This is a genomic window from Sporosarcina jeotgali (assembly GCF_033304595.1).
Lineage (GTDB): Bacteria > Bacillota > Bacilli > Bacillales_A > Planococcaceae > Sporosarcina > Sporosarcina jeotgali.
Map to the genome: position 1 here is coordinate 1907575 of NZ_CP116341.1, position 21426 is coordinate 1929000.

The 21426-nt window shown below is 46.1% G+C and carries 19 protein-coding genes; 4 read left to right on the forward strand and 15 right to left on the reverse strand.

What is annotated here, in order from left to right; all coding sequences use genetic code 11:
* Nucleotides 1–190: 190 nt before the first annotated feature.
* The 7 genes from fadR to zapA form a co-directional block, all read right to left on the reverse strand.
* On the reverse strand, nt 191–772 hold the full coding sequence (gene fadR, locus PGH26_RS09425; protein ID WP_323693506.1) for a fatty acid metabolism transcriptional regulator FadR: 582 nt from the start codon (nt 770–772) through the stop codon (nt 191–193).
* Between the two features lie 91 nt (nt 773–863).
* On the reverse strand, nt 864–2570 hold the full coding sequence (locus PGH26_RS09430) for a long-chain-fatty-acid--CoA ligase (protein WP_323690824.1): 1707 nt from the start codon (nt 2568–2570) through the stop codon (nt 864–866).
* Between the two features lie 240 nt (nt 2571–2810).
* Nucleotides 2811–3224: a DUF350 domain-containing protein gene (locus tag PGH26_RS09435; protein ID WP_323690825.1), complete on the reverse strand. Its 414-nt coding sequence runs from the start codon at nt 3222–3224 to the stop codon at nt 2811–2813.
* 77 nt (nt 3225–3301) lie between these two features.
* On the reverse strand, nt 3302–5659 hold the full coding sequence (locus PGH26_RS09440; protein ID WP_323690826.1) for an endonuclease MutS2: 2358 nt from the start codon (nt 5657–5659) through the stop codon (nt 3302–3304).
* A 16-nt stretch (nt 5660–5675) separates the two neighbouring features.
* Complete coding sequence (gene polX, locus PGH26_RS09445; RefSeq protein ID WP_323690827.1) at nt 5676–7382, reverse strand: DNA polymerase/3'-5' exonuclease PolX; 1707 nt, start codon at nt 7380–7382, stop codon at nt 5676–5678.
* A gap of 76 nt (nt 7383–7458) precedes the next feature.
* The gene (locus tag PGH26_RS09450) at nt 7459–7998 is read right to left on the reverse strand and encodes a CvpA family protein (protein WP_323690828.1); all 540 of its coding nucleotides are present in this window, start codon (nt 7996–7998) and stop codon (nt 7459–7461) included.
* A 9-nt stretch (nt 7999–8007) separates the two neighbouring features.
* Nucleotides 8008–8268: a cell division protein ZapA gene (gene zapA / locus PGH26_RS09455; RefSeq protein WP_323690829.1), complete on the reverse strand. Its 261-nt coding sequence runs from the start codon at nt 8266–8268 to the stop codon at nt 8008–8010.
* Between the two features lie 160 nt (nt 8269–8428).
* Here zapA and rnhC point away from each other — a divergent pair, with 160 nt between their 5' ends.
* Together rnhC and PGH26_RS09465 are read left to right on the forward strand one after the other, a co-directional pair.
* Nucleotides 8429–9379: a ribonuclease HIII gene (gene rnhC / locus PGH26_RS09460; protein WP_323690830.1), complete on the forward strand. Its 951-nt coding sequence runs from the start codon at nt 8429–8431 to the stop codon at nt 9377–9379.
* A 29-nt stretch (nt 9380–9408) separates the two neighbouring features.
* Entirely contained in the window at nt 9409–9642 is a 234-nt protein-coding gene (locus PGH26_RS09465) for a hypothetical protein (protein ID WP_323690831.1), read from the forward strand.
* Nucleotides 9643–9873: 231 nt separating this feature from the next.
* Here PGH26_RS09465 and PGH26_RS09470 read toward each other — a convergent pair whose 3' ends face one another.
* From PGH26_RS09470 to PGH26_RS09490, 5 genes are all read right to left on the reverse strand, one after another.
* Nucleotides 9874–10827 carry a nuclease-related domain-containing protein gene (locus PGH26_RS09470; protein ID WP_323690832.1) on the reverse strand — a complete coding sequence of 318 codons (954 nt, stop codon included), beginning with the start codon at nt 10825–10827 and terminating at the stop codon, nt 9874–9876.
* 240 nt (nt 10828–11067) lie between these two features.
* Nucleotides 11068–11736, reverse strand: coding sequence for a hypothetical protein (locus tag PGH26_RS09475; protein WP_323690833.1), 669 nt, complete (start codon nt 11734–11736; stop codon nt 11068–11070).
* A gap of 5 nt (nt 11737–11741) precedes the next feature.
* Entirely contained in the window at nt 11742–14153 is a 2412-nt protein-coding gene (gene pheT / locus PGH26_RS09480) for a phenylalanine--tRNA ligase subunit beta (RefSeq protein ID WP_323690834.1), read from the reverse strand.
* A gap of 12 nt (nt 14154–14165) precedes the next feature.
* On the reverse strand, nt 14166–15203 hold the full coding sequence (pheS, locus tag PGH26_RS09485; RefSeq protein ID WP_323690835.1) for a phenylalanine--tRNA ligase subunit alpha: 1038 nt from the start codon (nt 15201–15203) through the stop codon (nt 14166–14168).
* A gap of 369 nt (nt 15204–15572) precedes the next feature.
* Nucleotides 15573–16337: a TrmH family RNA methyltransferase gene (locus tag PGH26_RS09490; RefSeq protein ID WP_323690836.1), complete on the reverse strand. Its 765-nt coding sequence runs from the start codon at nt 16335–16337 to the stop codon at nt 15573–15575.
* A 95-nt stretch (nt 16338–16432) separates the two neighbouring features.
* Here PGH26_RS09490 and sspI point away from each other — a divergent pair, with 95 nt between their 5' ends.
* On the forward strand, nt 16433–16645 hold the full coding sequence (sspI, locus tag PGH26_RS09495) for a small acid-soluble spore protein SspI (RefSeq protein WP_039044417.1): 213 nt from the start codon (nt 16433–16435) through the stop codon (nt 16643–16645).
* A 62-nt stretch (nt 16646–16707) separates the two neighbouring features.
* On the opposite strand, the gene argF is transcribed toward sspI, so the two are convergent.
* The 3 genes from argF to PGH26_RS09510 all read right to left on the reverse strand — a co-directional run bounded on the left by argF (nt 16708) and on the right by PGH26_RS09510 (nt 19948).
* Nucleotides 16708–17667, reverse strand: a complete 960-nt coding sequence (argF, locus tag PGH26_RS09500) for an ornithine carbamoyltransferase (RefSeq protein WP_323690837.1) — start codon at nt 17665–17667, stop codon at nt 16708–16710.
* Nucleotides 17668–17797: 130 nt separating this feature from the next.
* Nucleotides 17798–18886, reverse strand: coding sequence for a M42 family metallopeptidase (locus PGH26_RS09505; protein WP_323690838.1), 1089 nt, complete (start codon nt 18884–18886; stop codon nt 17798–17800).
* 75 nt (nt 18887–18961) lie between these two features.
* Nucleotides 18962–19948 (reverse strand): diaminopimelate dehydrogenase, encoded by a 987-nt coding sequence (locus tag PGH26_RS09510; protein ID WP_323690839.1) that lies wholly within the window; start codon nt 19946–19948, stop codon nt 18962–18964.
* A 204-nt stretch (nt 19949–20152) separates the two neighbouring features.
* Between PGH26_RS09510 and PGH26_RS09515 the strand changes: the two genes are divergently transcribed.
* On the forward strand, nt 20153–21319 hold the full coding sequence (locus tag PGH26_RS09515; RefSeq protein WP_323690840.1) for an MFS transporter: 1167 nt from the start codon (nt 20153–20155) through the stop codon (nt 21317–21319).
* Nucleotides 21320–21426: the final 107 nt, after the last annotated feature.

Consider the following 21426-nt stretch of genomic DNA (forward strand, 5'->3'; position numbering starts at 1 on the left):
ATGTTTAACTAGGTTGATTTCCACTCCAGATGGACGCGGGCCTACAGGATGTAGGTCACACAACCGTTGCGGCACGATGCCGCGAACTTAGGTTGTTTCCATTTGCATCCCTCCGGAGACGCCATCTTCCGTTACAATCAACGGATTCATATTAGCAAAACAATAATTTTCAATCTTGAAGTTAAACCAGTTACCCTTTCATTCCAGATAGCAGCAGTTTGTGCACTCTTGGAGCCAGTTCAACCAAATCATATTTCTGGTCGTTCATGACCCAGGAGGTTGTGGTTTCGTCGATTGTGCCGAAGACCATTTGTCTTGCGAGCCGGATGTCCAGGTCCGCCGGGAATTCACCGCTGTCGATTCCTTCTCTCAGCAAAGCATCCAGCAAAGTAAGATATTCTTTTAATACCTCGTTAATGCGAAAACGCAGTTCTTTACTGGATTGGCGCAGCTCCAGCTGGGTGACAATCGCTAAGTTGCGATCATCGTGAAGCACTTTAAAATGATTTTCGATCATTTTATAAAGCTTATCGGACGCGGGTAAATCCATTTCCAATATTTCTTTTACGTAGTCTGCAAAAACAGCCATCTTCTCCTGGAATACCGAAATGAGGATGTCTTCTTTGTTTTTGAAGTACAAGTAAATGGTTCCGTCTGCGACGCCTGCTTCTTTTGCGATTTTAGATACTTGTGCTTGGTGGTAGCCATTCTGCGCGATTATCGACACAGCGGCATCCACGATTTTTTTATACTTCGGTTTTTCACGCTTCAGTTTCTCTCACCACCATAAAAAAGAAAATATGAATGATGGTTCATTCATATTTTCATATTAATAGCTATTCAGTTTTTAGTCAAGTATTTTGTCAGGAAGTAAGCTGCTCCTGCTGGTTTTGTTCTGCTTTCTTTTTCTCTTCATCTACCAGAGCTCTTCGCAAAATTTTCCCCACAGCCGTTTTAGGAAGCTCATCTCTGAATTCATAGATACGCGGAATTTTAAATGACGCGATATTTGCCCTGCAATACGTATCCAATTCTTCTTCGGTCAATGAATACCCTTCTTTTAAGACAATATACGCTTTTACAGTCTCCCCTCGATAGGGATCTGGGACACCGGCGACGACACATTCTTGAATGGCTTCATTTTCATACAGCACTTCTTCAATTTCACGCGGTGAAATGTTGAATCCGCTTGCGATAATCATATCTTTTTTACGGTCCACCACATAGAAAAATCCGTCTTCATCCATATAGCCGAGGTCCCCTGTTAAGAACCAGCCTTCGCGGAAGGTTTCCTGTGTTTCTTCAGGACGATTCCAGTACCCTGTCATCACTTGAGGTCCTTTAATCGCAATCTCACCCACTTCTCCGGGTTTCATAGGCTCCGCTGAATCTGGAGGCAAGATAGCTGCATCTGTGTTTGGCCACGGAACACCAATTGAACCGCGCTTCCGCTGTCCTTCCCACACAAAGTTTGCAATTGCTACTGGAGACGTTTCCGTTAACCCGTATCCTTCAACGAGTTTGCCTCCAGTCACTTTTTCGAACTTCTCTTGGACGTCCACAGGAAGAGCTGCCGAACCGCTCAAGCATGCTTTAATGGACGACAAATCATACTTCGCAACATCTGGATGGTTGAGTAAGCCAATATAGATTGTCGGCGCTCCAGGGAATAAGGTTGGCTTCTGTTTATCGATTTCTTTCAACGCTGTCTTGAAATCAAATTTCGGGATCAATACCATTTTGTTGCCGCACATGACGGAGAATATTAAGACCGTCGTCATGCCGTATACATGGAAGAACGGTAAGATTCCCATGGCAACTTCTTCGCCTTCTTTGGATTTGTACAGCCACGCGTTACACATTTCCGCATTCGCAATCAGATTCTTATGCGTGAGCATAACACCTTTCGGAGGCCCAGTCGTGCCGCCTGTGTATTGAAGCAATGCCAGATCTTTTTCAAAATCGAAGTCGAGCGGGATCGTTTCTGCTTGTGCAGATTTCATAATTTCAGTATACAGATGATGAATTCCCCGGTGTTCCACTTTCACGACAATGCCATTCTCTTTCTTTTGAATGAAAGGATAAAGGACGTTTTTCGGGAATGGCAAGTAGTCTTTAATACTCGTGACAATAATATTTTCAAGTTGAGTCTCTTTCAAAATCGATGATACTCTCGGAAATAGTAAGTCTAGAGTAATGATTGCTTTTGCACCTGAATCAGACATAAGATATGAAATTTCACGTTCTTTGTAAAGCGGGTTCGTTTGAACAACAGTGCCGCCAGCATACAAAATTCCATAGTAGGCAATCGCATTTTGCGGACAGTTCGGAAGCATGATTGCTACCCGATCTCCCTTTTCAATTCCCATCTTTCGTAAATAGTTGGCGAACTTCAATGCAGATTCATAAAACTCATTAAACGTAATGTCTTTCCCTAAAAAGTGAATCGCAGTCTTCTTAGGAAACTTTGCTGCAGAACGAGTTAAAAAGTCTTGAAGCGGAATCGGCGCATAGTCAATAACCGCAGGAATTTCGGATGGATATTGTGAAAGCCACGGTTTGTTCGTCATGGAAACAACCTCCTTTTCACTAGTATATTCATAGAATATTCATTCTTTACTAAGTATAACGAATAATGAATGCGTTTACAATGTAAAGAAAGGAAGGAAATTCAAACCCCGTAACTGGACCAGTTACGGGGTTTGCTTGACCATCCACCAAATTCCAATGGCGATGAATAACACGCATAATGCGAGCAGTATTTTTGATAATTTTTCCATTTACATAATCGTCTCCTACTGAATCTGCTTTTATGATATGCTTGCGCCGATTACAAATGACAGACCCACTGAAATAATCATGGAGATGAACCCTACTGAACGGTTGTCTTTCTCAATTTCCTCATCCACTTTAAACATGGGTGTCAAAAATTCAAACAGCACATAAGCAAAAATAAGCAATGTAAATCCAAACAGTCCCCACCCGATCATTTGCGGAAGCGTGTTGTGCTGTTCGATTGAATATCTGAAAATGTTAGCAACGCCAAAGATTTTCCCTCCGGTTGCAAACGCAACGGCCAAGTTCCCTTTTTTTATTTCATCCCAGCATCTGTACTTCGTTACTATTTCGAAAATAACCATCGAAACAATGAGGCAGAGGACAACAGTGCTGAAATAACCGGCTGTTTCTACTAACGGATGACTCCAAAACTCAGTCTTTGACATAGTTTGCAGGCCCCTTTACGGTGATGTCTTAACGTGTACGAATGAGCCTTCAATAGGTTTCACTTTTCTTAAAAAAATTATTTCAACTCAACAACTGTTACTCCAAGTCCGCCTTCACCTGCATCACCGAAACGGAAGTTTTTCACACGGGAATGCTTTTTAAGATACGTTTGGATTCCTTGACGGAGTGCACCTGTACCCTTCCCGTGAATAATCGATACTTGGTGATAATTAGACAGCAATGCGTCATCCAAATACTTTTCTGTTCTGCGAATGGCATCTTCATACCGCTCACCGCGCAGATCGAGTTCAAGTTTAACGTGCTGATCACGGCCTCGGATGGCGGTGGACGCAACGATTTTCTTTTCTTTTTCAGGCTTCACAAATTCCAAACCGGATTGTTCCAGTTTCATTTTCAAAATACCGATTTGAACAACCCATTCCGTATCGGATACTTTGTCAATGAGTGTACCTTTTTGTCCGTAGCTTAAGACTTTCACTTCATCGCCCGCTTGCAGCGGACGCGGCGCGGCTTTTGCTTTCAGCGCTTGCTTCTTCGCTTCTTTTGGAGAAGCATTTTCCAGACGTTTCCGTGCTTCGATCAGTTCGTGTTCTTTCACGGATGCACCAGCAGTCATGCGGAGCGCACGTAAGTCTGAAATGATTGCTTCAGATTCTAGTCTTGCCTCTTCAACTATCTTCTTCGCTTTTTCTTTCGCTTTATCCGTCAACCGAGTTTGCATCTCTTCGTTTTCAGCCAGTTTTTCAGCCAGCTCTTTTTTCAGTACTTCTGTTTCTAAAAGCAACTCATGAGTGCGTTCTGCATCTTTTTCGGATTGAACACGGCTCGACTCTAACGATGCAATCATAGAATCCACTTCGCCGCGATCAGTTCCCGTGAACGTTTTAGCACGTTCAATCAAATGATCTCCCAGACCCAATCGTTTTGAAATTTCAAATGCATTACTGCGTCCAGGCACGCCGATTAACAAGCGATACGTCGGACTTAATGTATCGACATTGAATTCCACGCTCGCGTTCGCAACTCCGCTTCTGTTGTAGCTGTATGCTTTTAGTTCAGGATAGTGCGTCGTAGCCATGACACGCGCCCCCGTTCCATGAACTTCATCTAAAATGGAGATTGCAAGTGCCGCTCCTTCTTGAGGATCGGTTCCTGAACCCAGTTCGTCGAAAATGATAAGCGAATCATGATCGAATTTCTTTAAGATGTCCACGATATTAACCATGTGGGAAGAAAATGTACTCAAACTTTGTTCAATGGACTGTTCATCCCCGATATCAGCAAAAACAGATCCAAACACAGCAATTTCCGAACCGTCCAATACAGGAATAGGCAAGCCCGCTTGCGCCATCAATGTGCACAGTCCCACTGTTTTCAGCGTAACCGTTTTACCGCCTGTGTTCGGTCCTGTAATGACAATCGTCGTAATCTCTTTTCCAAATTCAATCGTATTCGCGACAGCCTCGTCAATCGGCAATAGTGGATGACGGGCCTTCGCCAGTCGCAAATAGCCATCTTGGTTGACTGTCGGCTTGGTACATTTATTGGCCATTCCGTATTTTGCTTTCGCTAAAATGACATCCACTTTCACAAGCTGATCGACTAAGACGAACAATTCATGTGCGTGTTCTTGAACGATTGCAGAAAGTTCGCGAAGAATCTTTTCAATTTCTTCTTTTTCTTTTGATTTCAATGTGCGAATTTCGTTATTCGCCTGTACGACGGCATCGGGTTCAATGTAAACCGTTTGACCCGATGAAGACGAATCGTGAATGACACCGCCATAATGACTGCGGTACTCAGACTTTACAGGGATAACAAATCGTTCATTCCGAATGGTAACGATGCTGTCTGACAACATTTTCGCTGCGTTTTTACCGCGAATGATGCTTTCTAATTTCTCACGCACTCTGCCTTCTTGAATGCGCAGACTTTGGCGGACTGAACGGAGTGCACTCGATGCACTATCCAGCACGCGGCCGTTTTCGTCGACAGCGCTATTGATTTCATGTTCCAGGCCAGTAACGATGGGCATCGCTTCTTTGATCTCAATGAAGTTTGGAATTTCCACTTCTTCATCCTGAACAACCGCTTCGATGAATTGACGGAAAATGCGGCTAGCCCGAATGGTTGACGCAGTTTCCATCAACTCCTGGGCACTTAATACCCCGCCGATTTGTGCACGTCTCGCATGCGGACGAATGTCCGTGATGCCGCCCATCGGAACATTTCCCCGCACACGTAAAATCGCAAGACCTTCATCCGTTTCTTCTAACAATCGTTCCACGGTCTCAAAGTCGGTATTCGGTTTTAATTTTTCCATTTCAGTGCGGCCTGCAGGGAACGTACACTGCTGGGCTGCTTGCGCCAGAACTTTGTCAAACTCTAACGTTTTTAATACGCGTGAATCCATCGCGGATCCCTTCCTTTCACTTATCGACAATTCGCTGTTTGAATTGGTCCAATGACCACGTATTGACGACTGTTTCTTTTTTCAGCCATGCTTTTTGCGCATATTCTACCCCAATTGACATAATCTCTAATTGCTCGGTCGCATGGGCATCTGTATTAATGGAAATCAAAACGCCAGCCTGCTGTGCCATCTCTAAGTATTCTTTGTCCAAATCGAGTCGATGAGGACTGGCATTCAATTCAAGAATTTTACCGTATTTTGCAGCCCATTCGATGAGCTGCGGAACATCTGGGTTGTAGCCATCCCGTTTACCGATAAGACGTCCCGTTGGATGGGCAATCAAATCGACATGCGGGTTTTTCATGGCCGTATGCAGGCGTTCCATGATTTGTTCTTGAGGCTGATTGAAACTCGAATGGATCGATGCGATGACAAAATCGAGCTGAGCGAGCACTTCATCGTCAAAATCGAGTGTGCCATCAGGCAAGATATCCATTTCGGTCCCGCTGAAAATTTCAATATCCGGATACTCTTCGTTGATTTCACGAATTTCTTTCAACTGGTCTAGCAGCCGTTCAGGCGTTAACCCATTCGCTACTTTCAAATAATGGGAGTGATCTGTGATGACCATGTGGCTGTATCCGCGTTCTCTGCACGCGTCTGCCATTTCGCGAATCGAATAGCCTCCGTCCGATGCAGTCGTATGCATATGAAAATCTCCGCGGATATCACCGAGTGTGACGAGACCAGGTAATTCATCGATGCGATCAAGCTCTCTCCCGTCTTGTCGCAAGTTCGGCTGGATAAACGGCAGATCGAAATGAACGAAAAAGTCTTCTTCTGATTCAAACGTAAGGACCGTCCCATCCGCTTGCTCGACACCGTATTCACTGATTTTTTCACCGCGTGATTTTGCGAGCTGGCGCATTCTCACGTTGTGGTCTTTAGACCCGGTGAAATGATGAAGTGCACTGGCGTATTGGGCATCCGTCACGAAACGGAAATCGACGTCGATGACTTCTTCTAATTCCAATGTTACGGATAGTTTGGCGTCACCTGCTGCGATTGTTTCTATCGTAGGAAGTAACTTCAGCAACTTTTCCCGAACCAGTGAAGGCGTATCTGTCACGATGATGAAATCCATATCACTGCTTTGCTCTTTCGTTCTGCGGTAACTTCCCGCAACCGAATACTTACTAATCTCTTCGATTTCATCCAAAATCGGCTCAACTTGTCCGACGAATTTAACCATCTGCCAAAGCGGGAATGAGGTTTTCCGTTCAGACAACTGTTCGATTTCATGGAGAAGCTTTTCTTCGGTTTTCTTTCCGAATCCAGGAAGTGCGCTCACTTCATTTTTCTCACATGCCACTTTTAACGACTCGATCGAATCAATTCCAAGAGCCTCATGAAGTTTCGCAATTCGTTTTCCGCCAAGTCCTGGAATTTCAAGCAAAGGAATCATTCCCGCAGGAACGGTTTCTTGGAGCTCAACCAGCAAGTCAGATTCCCCTTTGTCCAGTAAATCTTGAATGACGGCTCCCGTTCCCTTGCCGATTCCCTTCAAGCTCAAAATATCGTCCATTTCAGCTAAACTTCTTGGGTCGACTTCGAGGACATTCGCTGCTTTACGGAAAGCGCCGACTTTGAAATGGTTCTCTCCGAGTAATTCCATATAGAGTGCAATCTTTTCCATCGTTTGTATAATCACTTTTTTGTTCATCAACAAAACCTCCTCGTTCTATTCGTTCCCTGACTGAACAAAAGCTTCCCGCCGCTCGGAGGGAAGCTGCTCAGACTTATTGTGTGTAAACGTACCACCATTCCTTCACTGTACTGGAAATGACCGGCGTGTGCTCGAACATTGTCTTTGACAGTAAAGAGGAATCTAATAATTTTTGAACAAAGTCGATTGGCAGCAGCGCAAGGAAACTGATGAGTAACAGAATGATAATGTAGAATTCAACAAATCCTAGTGCAGCACCAAAGAAACGTGAGATAAATCCAAGTACAGGCAAGTGTTTCAGGAAGTCGAACATGGATACAAATAGTTGCAGCAAGAATTTAACAACGAAGAAAATCAGGATAAATGCCAATAACCGATAAAACGTCTGGTCCAAATCCAATTGTCCGAATGACCAGCTTAACTTAGACTCCGCGGTTACCCCGGGATACGGGATCCATAGGACGAATTTATCCGCAAGTTGTTTGTAATACGCATATGCAACAATGAATGAAATGATAAAACCTGTCATATGTAAGACTTGTACAAGCAATCCTCTTCGGAAGCCTGTAATCAGTCCTCCAACCAATAGAAATAATATAAGTATATCTAACATTAGCAGCCGTCAGCCCTTCAACTTTTTCAATTCTTCTTCAAGCAATTCTTTTTCGGTTTGCAACTTCAAATAGTCATGTACACTGTTAACAGCTGTCAGCACAGCAACTTTCGTCGTATCCAAATACGTATTTCGCGCACTAAGTTCACGCATCCGGTCGTCCACGAGTGTTGCCACTTGCCGGACGTGAGCAGACGAGTCGGTTCCAATAATCGTATATGTCTGACCGTATATATCGATGGTGATCCGCGTTTTTTGTTCTTCTTCCACTGCCATAACCTCCTGCTGAAAAACTATGAAGTTAATCATACCATGAATACGGTTTATTTGTGAACAAAGGCATTGTCAGCTGACTATTTTTGTGCTTTCTCCTGGACACGGTATACTAGACAAAACGTTTTAGAATGTACGGTTTGAAAGGATGATTTGAATGGCGAATTCTGTACTGATTTTATCTGATGAAAAATTAACAGCGTTAAAAGCATATTATGCGAGCGATGTTGTGAAGCGCAATGCCCCGGGTGTCGTGTTTGCTGCGAAAACAGCGAACGCCTCGATTACTGCGTATCGTTCTGGGAAAGTTCTTTTTCAAGGCGGCGGCGCTGAGATGGAAGCAGCGAAATGGGAAGCAGGTGACGCTTCGGGTGCTTCCGCTGTGTCTTCAAATAAGAAAGTTGTTACAAAAGGCGCGCCTCTTCCCGATCGGCTGGAGATGTTATCTGTAATTGGTTCGGATGAAACCGGGACGGGGGATTTCTTTGGACCGGTGACGGTGTGCGCTTGTTATGTCCGGGCAGATCAGATTCCTCTTGTCGCTGAGCTTGGCGTGAAAGACTCGAAGTTGCTGACGGATCCTTATATGCGCTCAATCGCTCCGGATTTGAAGTCCGTGTTGACATACAGTGTGCTTACCTTGCAGAACGAGAAATACAACACGGTGCAGGCTAAAGGCTGGTCTCAAGGGAAAATTAAAGCATTGCTCCACAATCAGGCGATTCGCCATGTATTGCGTAAATTAGAAGATGAACATCCCGATTACATTTTGATTGACCAATTTGCGGAGCGCGGTGTGTATTACAACCATTTAAAGAACGAACCTGAGATTGTGCGGGAAAATGTGTTGTTTGCGACGAAAGCGGAAGGATTGCATGTCGCAGTCGCGGCAGCATCCATTATCGCCCGTGTCGCATTTTTAGATGAAATGGACCGTCTGAGTGGACTGGCAGGCCGCACACTTCCTAAGGGCGCTGGCAAGAAGGTGGATGAGACTGCGGCTTCAATTTTACTGTCGAAAGGCGAACCGTTTTTACGTTCAATGACGAAGTGGCATTTTGCGAATGCAAAGAAGGCCGCGGTGTTGGCGGCTAAGAAGCGCGGGTGATTTGGGGAACGAGCGGGTGCTAGCCCGGAATGAGCGGGTTCCGGCGTGGAATGAGCGGGTTGCCCAGGGAAACGAGCGGGTTCCGACGGAGAATGAGCGGGTACCTCGGGGAAACGAGCGGGTTCCGACGGAGAATGAGCGGGTTGCCCAGGGAAACGAGCGGGTTCCGACGGAGAATGAGCGGGTTGCCCAGGGAAACGAGCGGGTACCGGCGGAGAATGAGCGGTTGCCCAGGGAAACGAGCGGGTTCAGGACCGGAATGAGCGGGTCCCCCTAGAGATCCCCGCCCCCATCACTAAATGCGCAGCGGAGCGGAGCACACCAATTAGTCTTGGTACTGAATTTGGGAAAGATGGATTGGTCGCGAGCTTGGATATGGATTGAAGAAAGTGGCTTGCCGCGGGCAATTAGTCAGAGAGTTGCAGAATAAATAAATACGCTTCGCAGGGCGAAGCGCACAAATCAACATTTGTAGTTTGTCCTACATCAGGGAGCTAAGTTAATGTCGTGTAACGACTGCCCCGCCCCCTTCCTAGCATTTGAATATCTGATCGGGCTAACATTCTTTTTGCCGTGTGGCGATTGGTTATCCCGGTAAACTCACAAAACTTTCGATTGGTCAAAGGACCTGACATTAGCATGAACCAGTCTAGTACCGCATTTTGATGACTCCCAATTTCTCGTAATCCGCAGACTTGGCAATGCCACCTCAAGTCAGACCATCTCATAATCGTTTGAATTTCACATTCTGAACAAAATACCCCTCCCATGATATCCCGTTCGTCAATCTTAAATCGAGCAGTTACTGGATATGGATTATACTCTTTATGTCCATGCGCTAGCGCCTTTGCAATTTTTGCAATGTCTTGGCTCCCTAATAACTTGGCTTCTTGGATTAACGATCGAAAATAAGTAGGTGCCTCATAGGCTGTAATTACTTCCATAGATGGCTTTTCTTCAATATGCATTTCATTATTATACGCAAATACAATGAGCCCCTTCACTTTCACATGTACATTCTTGCTAGCTAACCACTTTTCGAGAAACTGAATTTTGCGTTCCACTTCGGCAATGGGACTTCGGAATAGCAATCGCGTTCCGTCAGGTAACTGTTTCATGAATTGAGTGGGATTGGCTTTGATGATAATCTTGTCTGCAATGTTTTTAATTTCCGAAATGATAATGGAGTTTGGTGTGATGAAAAGCGAATCGATTTGAAAATGGACGCCTTCGTGTTGTAGGGATAGATCGTGGAGTATGGCGTGCGGATAGTCAGTGCGGACTTCTTTCATGTAGCGATCGTATTCTTGTTCACCTCCATAGCCGGCACGGATTTTATACAGCTCATTCTGGATGAACTCGTATTTTTTATGTGTTGTCGAAAGTCGTTTCTCTAAAGCAAGTAATCCTCTTAATAGTCGTGGCTTTGTTCGATGTTTATAGATCAATGGCGGCACCCCTTTTTTCTTTAGTGTAGCGGTTCATGCAGAGCAAAGGAAGGCTTTGGTCGAAAATAGCATTATCGCGTTTTTGACACAATTCACTTTAGACTATTACTAGGTTGTGGAGTATATGGGCTCAGTAACTAAATGCTTAGGGATAGCGAAGCACACAAATTAATATAGGTTTCATGTATGGGAATGGTTAAAGATTAATTGGTCACGAGTCAGTTTAGGTATGTACAAGTTTTAGTTCCGCGACAATGTGGCTTGTGAAACGAGCGGGTCGCCGTCCGTAATGAGCGGGTTCCGCATTGGAACGGGTGGGTCGCTGTCCGTAATGAGCGGGTTCCCCACCGGAACGAGCGGGTTGCTGCCCGTAATGAGCGGGTTCCCCACCAGAACGAGCGGGTTGCCGTCCGTAATGAGCGGGGTTCTCCTCCGAACGAGCGGGTTGCCGTCCGTAATGAGCGGGTTCCCCACCAGAACGAGCGGGTCGCTGTCCGAAATGAGCGGGTTCCCCACTGGAACGGGCGGGTTCGCCGTCCGTAATAAGCGGATTCCCACCAGAACGAGCGGGTCGCCGTCCGAAATGAGCGGGTTCCCCACTGGAACGGGGTGGTTGCTGCCCGTAATGAGCGGGTTCCCCACCGGAACGGGCGGGTCGCCGTCCGTAATGAGCGGGTTCCCCAATGGAACGGGCGGGTCGCCGTCCGTAATGAGCGGGTTCCGCATCCGAACGAGCGGGTTGCTGTCCGAAATGAGCGGGTTCCCCACTGGAACGGGCGGCTTGCCGTCCGTAATGAGCGGGTTCCGCATCCGAACGAGCGGGTCGCCGGCCGTAATGTGCGTTAAATCTAATACACACAAAAACAGAGGAGGAACCAGCAAATCGCTGGTTCCTCCTCTGTTTTTCATCTAAATCATCCGCGCAAGACTGCACCGGATTTTTCTTTCAATGCCGCGAGTACTTTGTCATGACGCGTGACGACTTCCTCGTCTGTCAATGTGCGTTCTGGATCGAAGTACGTCAACGAGAATGCGAGTGACTTGGTGCCTTCTTCGACTTTGTCGCCTTCGTACAAGTCGAATACAGCTACGTCTTTCAACAATTTGCCGCCTGCTTCTTGGATAATATCCATTAAGCTGCCTGCCGCTTCTTCTTTTGAAACCACTAGTGCGATATCACGTGACATCGAAGGGTAACGCGGCACTTGCTCATAGACGAGTGCTTCAGCTGATTCAGCTAACAACAATGCGAGGTTCATTTCCATCACATATGTTTCTTTCAAATCGCGCTTTTTCTGTTCAGTTGGGTGTAATTGACCGAGCACACCGACTACTGAGCCATTCAACAGGATGTCTGCAGTTCTGCCAGGATGCAAGCCGTCGTGAGTTGCTTTTGCATACGTTACTTTGTCAGTAAGACCAAGTGTATCCATCAGCCCTTCAACGATTCCCTTCATTACAAAGAAATCGACTTTCTTATTTTCTTGCTGCCATGCGTGGTCCACCCATTTGCCCGTGATCACTGCTGCAACGTGACCGACTTCTTTCGGAAGCCCATCTTCCTGCGTTCCTAAGAACACAGAACCCGTTTCATATAACGAAACCGTATCAATGCGACGCGCTACGTTGTAAGTTGTCGCATCCAGCAAGTGTGGTAGCAAACTTTGACGCAATATGCTGCGATCTTCACTCATTGGCATAAGAAGTTCAGTAACCGGAGCTGTCTCCAGTGCAAAGCTTTGAGATTCTGCCCGTGAAGTTAATGAATACGTGATTGCCTGGTAAAGACCAGCGCTCTCCATATAACGGCGAACGAGACGGCGTTTTTCCTGGAAGCTGTTCAATCCGCCCGGAACACTTTCACCAATTGGCAGTGTCATCGGAATTTCATCGTACCCATATAGACGTGCAATTTCTTCGATTAAATCTTCTCGAATCCGCAAATCTTGTCTGCGAGTTGGCGCATCGACGACCAATTGGCCATTCGCTGCTTCAACAGGAATTTGAAGTCGGCCTAAAATCGAGACCATTTCGTCCATCGGAATCTTCATTCCAAGGCGCTGGTTCACATAGTCCGGTGACAATAAAATACGGACGGATTCTTTATCCAACTCATCGAATTGAACCGATCCTGCTAACACTTCTCCGCCTGCTAGTTCAGCCATCAGTTGCGCTGCACGTTCTGCCGCTTCTGCCACTCGGTTCGGGTCTACGCCCTTTTCAAAACGTGTACTTGCATCACTGCGCAAGCCAACGTCTTTCGAAGTTTTACGAACAGATGCAGGCGCAAAATAAGCGGATTCAATGACAACTGTTGTTGTGCCGTCGTGAACTTCGGAATTCGCTCCACCCATGACACCCGCAAGTGCTACAGGCTCTTTACCATTCGTAATCACAAGCTGATCTGCATGTAATGTACGTTCTACATCATCCAGTGTCGTCATCTTTTCACCTTCTGCTGCGTGACGAACGACGATTTCCTTTGTCGCTAGACGATCGTAGTCAAACGCATGCAACGGCTGGCCGTACTCAAGCAATACGAAATTTGTAATGTCGACAACATTGTTATGCGGACGAACACCTGCAGCCATCAAATAGTTTTGAAGCCAAAGCGGGGATTCAGCAACTTTGACATTTTTCACAACTTTTGCAACGTACATCGGATTGTCTTCTACCGCTTCAACTTTCAACGACAAAACATCTTCTGCTTTTTCATTTGAAGCGGTGTACTCAATTTTAGGAAGCTTGACATCTTCAGATAAAATCGCACCGACTTCATACGCAACACCCAGCATGCTGAGTGCATCCGCGCGGTTCGGTGTCAAATCGAATTCCAAGATGACGTCATCCAATCCTGCTAATGAGAGCGCATCAGTACCCGGTGCAGCATCCGCTGGAAGGACATAAATCCCTTCTGCATAAGCTTTTGCAACGGTCTTGCCTTCAACACCCAGCTCTTGAAGAGAACAGATCATGCCGTTTGACACTTCTCCGCGCAATTTCGCTTTTTTTATCTTCATGCCGCCTGGCAATTTTGCGCCTGGAAGTGCAGCAATAATATTTTGTCCTGCAGCTACGTTCGGAGCGCCGCAAATGATTTGAACCGTTTCTTCACCGACGTTCACCTGGCAAATGTTCAATTTGTCTGCTTCCGGATGCTTTTCACATGATTCAACGTGTCCGACGACGATGTTCGTCAAACCTTCAGAACGGTCGATGATTGTATCGACTTCAATGCCCGCACGTGTAATCTTTTCAGCAAGATCCGCAGGTGCGATGCCTTTTGTATCTACATAGTTTTCCAGCCATTTCGTTGATACGTACATGGGGTCTCCTCCTTACACTTCTGTGCGGTTAAATTGTGATAAGAAACGCATATCGTTCGTGAAGAAATGACGGATATCTTCGACGCCATACTTCAGCATTGCAATTCGCTCTGGTCCCATACCGAACGCAAATCCAGTAAAGATTGAAGGATCGTATCCAGCCATTTCAAGGACATTCGGATGCACCATACCGGCACCCAGGATTTCGATCCATCCAGTTTTCTTACAGACGTTACAGCCTGATCCGCCGCATTTGAAGCATGAGATGTCCATTTCAACAGAAGGCTCTGTAAACGGGAAGAAGCTTGGACGCAGACGGATTTCACGTTCTTCACCGAACATTTTTTTCGCAAATAATGCGAGTGTCCCTTTCAAATCGCTCATTCGAATGTCTTCCCCAACGACAAGACCTTCGATTTGTGTGAATTGATGGGAGTGTGTCGCGTCATCGCTATCGCGGCGATACACTTTACCCGGACAGATGATTTTGATCGGCTCGCCTTTTTTAGCAGCCATTGTCCGTGCTTGGACAGGTGACGTGTGTGTACGAAGCAAGACGTCTTCCGTAATGTAGAACGAATCCTGCATGTCACGTGCTGGGTGACCTTTTGGCAAGTTCAACGCCTCGAAATTGTAGTAGTCTTGTTCCACTTCGGGACCTTCCGCGACCTCGTATCCCATGCTGATGAAGAAGTCTTCGATTTCTTCAACGACGCGTGTCAGCGGATGATGATTGCCGAGCTTAACCGGCCGGCCGGGAAGGGAAATATCGATTGTTTCTTTTTCAAGTTTTTCATTCACGGCTTGCTGCTCGAGCAATTCCATTTTTTCTTCTAGAGAAGTCGTAACGGTTTCTCGCACGACGTTGACAAGCGCGCCCATTTTAGGACGTTCTTCTGCCGGGAGTTTCCCCATTCCTTTTAACAGGTCCGTGATCGGCCCCTTTTTCCCTAGATACGCTACACGCACGTCGTTCAGTTCTTTCACTGACGCTGCGGTTTCAATTTTCTGCAGTGCTTCCTGCTTTAACTGTTCCAGCTGCTGCTCCATTGTCATTCTCCTTTCAAAATAGCTTTGTTCAATAAAAGCTTAACAAAATAAAAAAACCCGTCCCCTAAAAAAGGGACGAGGACGAATTCGCGGTACCACCCTGATTATCATGCCAGTCGTGCGCATGATCTCTCAACTTCGGAATAACGGTCCGTAGCCGGCTCATCTTTACAGCGAAATGCTGGTCCTGAAGGCAGCTCGCGGGGTGAACGGTAACAGTTTCGACCATCCATACTTCCAGTCAAGGTATGGACTCCCTAGCGTCAAATGTTCTGTATCCTCTTCCCGGTCAACACTTTTGTTGTCTGTTGCTCTTGTATACTTCATCAGTATAGCGGAATCCGCTTCATACTTCAATACTGGAGCGACTTAGCGGCGTCCATATGTGTACAGCAGGATGCCTGCTGCTACTGCGACGTTCAACGATTCTGCTTCCCCGTACAATGGAATCTTCACAATCGTATCCGCTTGCTCAAGGTATTCATCTGAAACTCCTGCCCCTTCATTGCCCATAAGAAGCGCAAAAGCAGGCATTGCGTCTACCGTGAAATGATCTTTCGCTTGCTGCAGACCTGTTCCAATGACTTGCAGACCGTTTTGTTTGGCGCGGTCAATCCATTCGCTCAAATCCCCTTTTACGATGGGGATATGGAAATGGGAACCTTGACCAGAACGAACGGTTTTCGGATTGAATGGATCCGCACACCCCTTGCCAAGAATCACTGCGTCCATTCCAGCAGCATCCGCTGTACGAATCATTGTACCGATGTTGCCCGGATCTTGGACTGCATCGATGAATAAAAGACGTTTCCATTCGGAATACTTATCTTCTGAAGGAATCGGCTGTTTGCAATGTGCAAAAATGCCCTGCGGGTGCTCCGTTTCAGAAATTTCAGCAGCTACCGCTTTCGTCATTTCAATGATTTGAATCGAAGACTCTTCTAATTCAAACGGAATTTCAACATCTTCACGGAACATGATATGCAGTACGGAACCTTCGATCTTCAAGGCTTCTTCAACCAGATGATGCCCTTCGATGATGAATTCTTCGGAGCGTTCGCGTTCTTTTTTTGTTGTTATAAGTTTTTTCCAATGTTTCACAAGTGCATTTTGCGTAGATTCAATACGTTTCATAGTGTAGGATGACTTCCTTTTTTTCTTTTCAGTGTATCAAAGACAAGCCCTTTTGGCGATACTAAACTCAAGTACGCTGAAAGGAGGTCAGATGAATGGATTTTCAAATTAGAGATGCAATTACGGCAAATATGACGGATAACAAAGCGCAGGATATCCGCGGCGTCGTGGATGATGCCATTGCGCGCGGAGAAGAACATCTGCTTCCTGGCTTAGGTGTGTTCTTTGAAAAGCTTTGGCAGCGCGCCGATGATCAGGAAAAGATGAAGATTACCGGAGAACTCGAGCATGCTTTTGCTGCACAGTGACTCCAAAATCAAAAGGATTGCAACACACCCGTCAGGTGTAATGCGATCCTTTTTTCATTGGATTACAGTAACGCAGCGAGCAATGCTTTCTGTGCATGCATCCGATTTCCAGCCTGTTGGAACACGACGGACTGCGAACCATCGATAACCGATGCGGAAACCTCTTGACCTCGATGAGCAGGTAAACAGTGCATAAACGTGTAATCGGATTTGGCATGGCCAGCAAGTTCTTCATTGATTTCAAATCCTTCGAAATCTGCCAGACGCTGTTCGGATTGTTCATCGTCTCCCATGCTGACCCATACGTCGGTATATAAAATGTCTGCGTCTGTTGCAGCTTTAACCGGATCAGTCAGCTGGGTCATTGTCACACCTGAAAGCTTAGCGGCATTTTCAATAGACTTTGCGATGTCCGCATCCATTTCATATCCGACAGGTGTAGCGATTGCTGTGTGGAGGCCCATTTTAGCTGCCGCCATGAGAAGGGAATGCGCGACATTGTTGCCGTCACCGATATAAACAAGTTTTAATCCTGCCAGCTTCCCTTTCACTTCTTGGATGGTCAATAAATCCGCAAGCGCCTGGCATGGATGCAATTTGTCCGTCAGGCCGTTAATGACAGGAATTGAGGCATTGTCTGCGAATTCTTTCACCATTTCATGTGAATTCGCTCGAATCATTACGCCATCTAAATACTCAGAGAATACTTTCGCTGTATCCGCAATCGACTCGCCCCGGCCGATTTGAAGTTCCGTTGGATTCATCATCAATGCATGCCCGCCTAATTGGAACATGCCCGCATCGAACGAAATGCGGGTTCGCGTTGAATTCTTTTCAAAGACCATTCCTAGGGTTTTTCCTTCAAGCGGTTTAGAAGCGCCCCCTGCTAAAAAGTCTTTCTTCATTTTCGTCGCTTGTTCTAACAGATAATCGATTTCTTCAGTTGAGAAATCCTCGATCGCTAAAAAGTCTTTTCCCTTCAATTGCTTCTCCATATATTTTAATTCGAATGCGCTTGTCATAAAATCATCCTCCATGAATAAAATTGGTTATTCACAGTATAATTATGAATAATTATAAAGTCAAATGTATTTTTATACTTCACTGGAAATAAAAAGAGACAGACCATCACCTGATCTGCCTCTTCCCTATTTATTCAGAAATAATCTTATCGACTGTTTCTCGGTCAAGCTTTTTAATAACTTCCACAATCAGTTTCACAGCGTTTTCATAGTCATCACGGTGTAACATTGCTGCATGGCTGTGAATGTAACGCGTTGCCACTGTGATTGCGATGGATGGAACGCCATTGCCGCTCAAGTGGATTGAGCCAGCGTCTGTTCCGCCGCCTGACATGGAATCGAACTGATACGGAATGCCGTTTTCTTCAGCTGTGTCTACGACGAAGTCACGAAGACCTTTATGCGCGATCATGGAAGCGTCATAAAGAATGATTTGCGGGCCGTCCCCCATTTTAGCTGCTGCTTCTTTTGCAGTAACTCCCGGTGTATCCCCAGCGATACCGACGTCTACTGCAAAACCGATGTCCGGCTTGATTTTGTTGGCTGCTGTTCCAGCACCGCGAAGACCGACTTCTTCTTGGACAGCTCCGACACTATAAAGTGTATTCGGGTGTCCCTGCTTGTTCAGTTCCTTCATGACATCGATGGCAATCGCACAGCCGATCCGGTTATCCCAAGCTTTGGCAAGCAGATATTTTTCATTATTCATGACCGTGAATTCGAAGTAAGGAACCACCATGTCTCCAGGTGAAACGCCCCACTCCATCGCTTCTTCGCGTGAAGATGCACCGATATCGATGAACATATCTTTAATGTCCACTGGCTTCTTGCGCGCTTCAGCAGGCAAAATATGCGGTGGTTTAGAACCGATGATACCTGTAACAGAATCGCCTTTTCGTGTAACGATTGTCACGCGTTGTGCGAGCATGACTTGTGACCACCAGCCTCCGATTGTCTGGAAGCTTAAGAAACCTTTATCGTCAATGCGGGAAATCATGAATCCGACTTCGTCAAGGTGACCAGCGACCATCACTTTAGGACCTTCTGCATCGCCCGTATGTTTTGCGATGAGAGAACCTAGGCCATCCTGGTCAATTTCATCTGCAAACGGTTCAATGTACCGTTTCATTACATCGCGCGGTTCACGTTCGTTCCCGCCTGTACCTTTTGCATCTGTTAGTTCTTTAAGCATGTGCAGTGTGTCATCCATTTTAGCCAAATCCTTCGACCCCCTAAGTAAATATGTTCCTAGTATAGTACAAGTTGGAGCATTTTCAAAGTTTCCACACCATTCTTACAACAATTCTTTTCGCAGCTGTGCTGGACTTTTAGGTGATAAAAGACCTGGCGGAACGTCGAAAACTGTTTTGGCACCGTGCTGTCCTGATTTGTTTAATCGGTGTGCGGCTCGTGCATAGGCAGTGAGGACACTCGAAGTAAACTCTGGATTGCTGTCCAATGTCAACGAATACTCCATTACCTGGTTAGTGCCATTTCCTGTCTTACCGCTGCGGATGACAAAACCTCCATGAGGCATCGAGCTATGGTTCTGCTGCATTTCGTCTTCGCTGATGAAAGAAACAGTTGTATCATAGTCCGCGAAGTAGTCAGGCATTGTAACAATAGTCTCTTCAACAGCCGCTGCATCCGCGCCTTCTTTTAAGACGACATAACACTCACGGACATGCTTCTCGCGTGTCGATAATTCAGGCTGTTCTCCCGCCCGGACTTTAGAAATCGCTTCGTCTGAAGGAATTGTATATTGGACCGCATTCTTTACACCCTCAATCCGGCGTACTGCATCGGAATGTCCTTGGCTTAATCCTTTGCCCCAGAAAGTATACGTAACGCCGTCAGCCAGCACAGTCTCTCCATATAGACGATTCAATGAGAACAGCCCCGGATCCCAGCCGACAGACAAAAGCGCTGTAGTTCCTGCTGGTTTCGCTGCTTCCTCAAGCGCATCAAAATATTCTGGAATTTTAGCGTGTGTATCGAAACTATCGACTGTTGTAAACAGCTTTGCTAAGGCAGGACCTTGTTCAGGTAAATCCGCTCGAGAGCCTCCGCAAAGAATCATGACATCCACTTCTTCTGTATAGTCTTCCACATTTGCTAATGGATAGACAGAAACCCTGTCACCGACCGGGTGAACGCTATCCGGATCTCTTCTCGTGAAAATTCCAGCCAACTCCATATCAGGTTGTTGGGAAATCGCGAATTCTACCCCTTTCCCAAGGTTACCGTATCCGGCGATTCCAATTCTAATCTTCGGTTCCATGCCTCATTCCCCCATTTCGTTTGACTATTCGTTATTTTACAGTTTTTTTAGTGAGATTGCTATTTTTTCTTAACGTTCAGGTCTTTCTACAATTTCGTCACAAGTTTTACCAGATACCTGTGAATTCCTATCTTGCCCGTTGCTTTAAACTCTCTGCATGATAAAATAAGCATGGGTTTTGATTTCTTGAAATGAGGCGGTACTATGCGTTTTTTTGTTTATTTAATCGTGTTCTTTTCCTTTTTTGATTTGTTCTCCCAGCTCCCTATCATGAGTCCATTTGCACTGTCTTTAGGTGCTTCCACTTTTGTCGCGGGGTTAGTTGTTGGAACTTACTCACTTGCGAACGTTTTCGGCAATGTTATTTCAGGATTTGTTACCGATAAAAGAGGTCCATTCAAAATTTTGCTGATTGGTCTTTTAACGAACGCCGTTGCATTGACGCTCTATTCCACAGTTCATGCCCCTTGGCTGCTGGTCGGTGTCCGTTTCGTTCACGGATTTACCAATGGGCTGATCATTCCTGCGGCTTTTACGTTTTTAGCGAATCGGGCAGAACCGGAAAAGCGCGGAAAAAGCGTGGCCATTTCTGGTGCGTTTGTTGGTATGGCCGCAATCGCAGGTCCTGCGTACAGCGGAATCGTCGCTTCCATTATCGGGAATCCAGTAAAGGGAACTCCCACAATCATGCTCGTGAACGGCATCATCATGGCAATACTTGCACTTTTAGCTTTCTTGCTGCTGCGATCCGTCAAGCGGGTCAAAAAGTCAGCAGTAAAGTCCAAGGAAAAGCATGTTGGAGCATTGTTCCGGCACCCGGGCATTCAACGGGCATTCGCAGGCGCCTTTTTCCTGATGTTTTCACAAGGTGTACTGGCGCTGATCCTGCCGCTAAAGGTCGAGTCACTCGGCTTTGATACTAAAACAACAGGAACCCTGTTAAGCACCTTCGGGATCGTGGCAATCCTCGTCTTTCTATTGCCGATCAACCGCGTTTTCGATCGCGTGAGACCGATGATTACACTTGCCTTCGGGATTTCATTAATGGGAGTCAGCATGCTGCTGTTGAGCCGCGCAGATGAGCTTGGCAGTCTTTATGGAACAATGGCTTTATACGGGGTCGGATTCGCATTTCTCTTCCCATCCATCAACTCATTGCTCATCGATTCTTCCGAAGCTGCCTACCGCGGGAAAGCATACGGTTATTTCTATGCCTTTTTCTCAATGGGGGTTGTCGCAGGTTCGTATACAATCGGAGCCTTGAATTTAAATTTCCGCGGCGCGTTTACCTTTACCGGAATACTCTTGCTGATTGTTGCTGGGTATACTATTTATGGGTTGTTCAAACAACGGACAGCTGCGGCTCTGTGACGGAAATTCCCGAGCGATTAACCTATCAAACTCATTGGAATCGGGCAGTCCGGCTGCTTGTCCATCTATTTACAATCAGTCTTGAAGAATAATCGAATGCAAAACAA

Coding starts and splice junctions, on each gene's coding strand:
- PGH26_RS09510 (WP_323690839.1), bottom strand. CDS start 19,948: ATGGAACCGAAGATTAGAATTGGAATCGCCGGATACGGTAACCTTGGG.
- PGH26_RS09440 (WP_323690826.1), bottom strand. CDS start 5,659: ATGGATTCACGCGTATTAAAAACGTTAGAGTTTGACAAAGTTCTGGCG.
- PGH26_RS09490 (WP_323690836.1), bottom strand. CDS start 16,337: ATGAAACGTATTGAATCTACGCAAAATGCACTTGTGAAACATTGGAAA.
- pheT (WP_323690834.1), bottom strand. CDS start 14,153: ATGTACGTATCAACGAAATGGCTGGAAAACTATGTAGATACAAAAGGC.
- PGH26_RS09450 (WP_323690828.1), bottom strand. CDS start 7,998: ATGTTAGATATACTTATATTATTTCTATTGGTTGGAGGACTGATTACA.
- PGH26_RS09465 (WP_323690831.1), top strand. CDS start 9,409: ATGAGCGGGTTCCGGCGTGGAATGAGCGGGTTGCCCAGGGAAACGAGC.
- pheS (WP_323690835.1), bottom strand. CDS start 15,203: ATGGAGCAGCAGCTGGAACAGTTAAAGCAGGAAGCACTGCAGAAAATT.
- PGH26_RS09515 (WP_323690840.1), top strand. CDS start 20,153: ATGCGTTTTTTTGTTTATTTAATCGTGTTCTTTTCCTTTTTTGATTTG.
- rnhC (WP_323690830.1), top strand. CDS start 8,429: ATGGCGAATTCTGTACTGATTTTATCTGATGAAAAATTAACAGCGTTA.
- sspI (WP_039044417.1), top strand. CDS start 16,433: ATGGATTTTCAAATTAGAGATGCAATTACGGCAAATATGACGGATAAC.
- PGH26_RS09475 (WP_323690833.1), bottom strand. CDS start 11,736: ATGAAAAACAGAGGAGGAACCAGCGATTTGCTGGTTCCTCCTCTGTTT.
- PGH26_RS09430 (WP_323690824.1), bottom strand. CDS start 2,570: ATGACGAACAAACCGTGGCTTTCACAATATCCATCCGAAATTCCTGCG.
- PGH26_RS09435 (WP_323690825.1), bottom strand. CDS start 3,224: ATGTCAAAGACTGAGTTTTGGAGTCATCCGTTAGTAGAAACAGCCGGT.
- argF (WP_323690837.1), bottom strand. CDS start 17,667: ATGACAAGCGCATTCGAATTAAAATATATGGAGAAGCAATTGAAGGGA.
- polX (WP_323690827.1), bottom strand. CDS start 7,382: ATGAACAAAAAAGTGATTATACAAACGATGGAAAAGATTGCACTCTAT.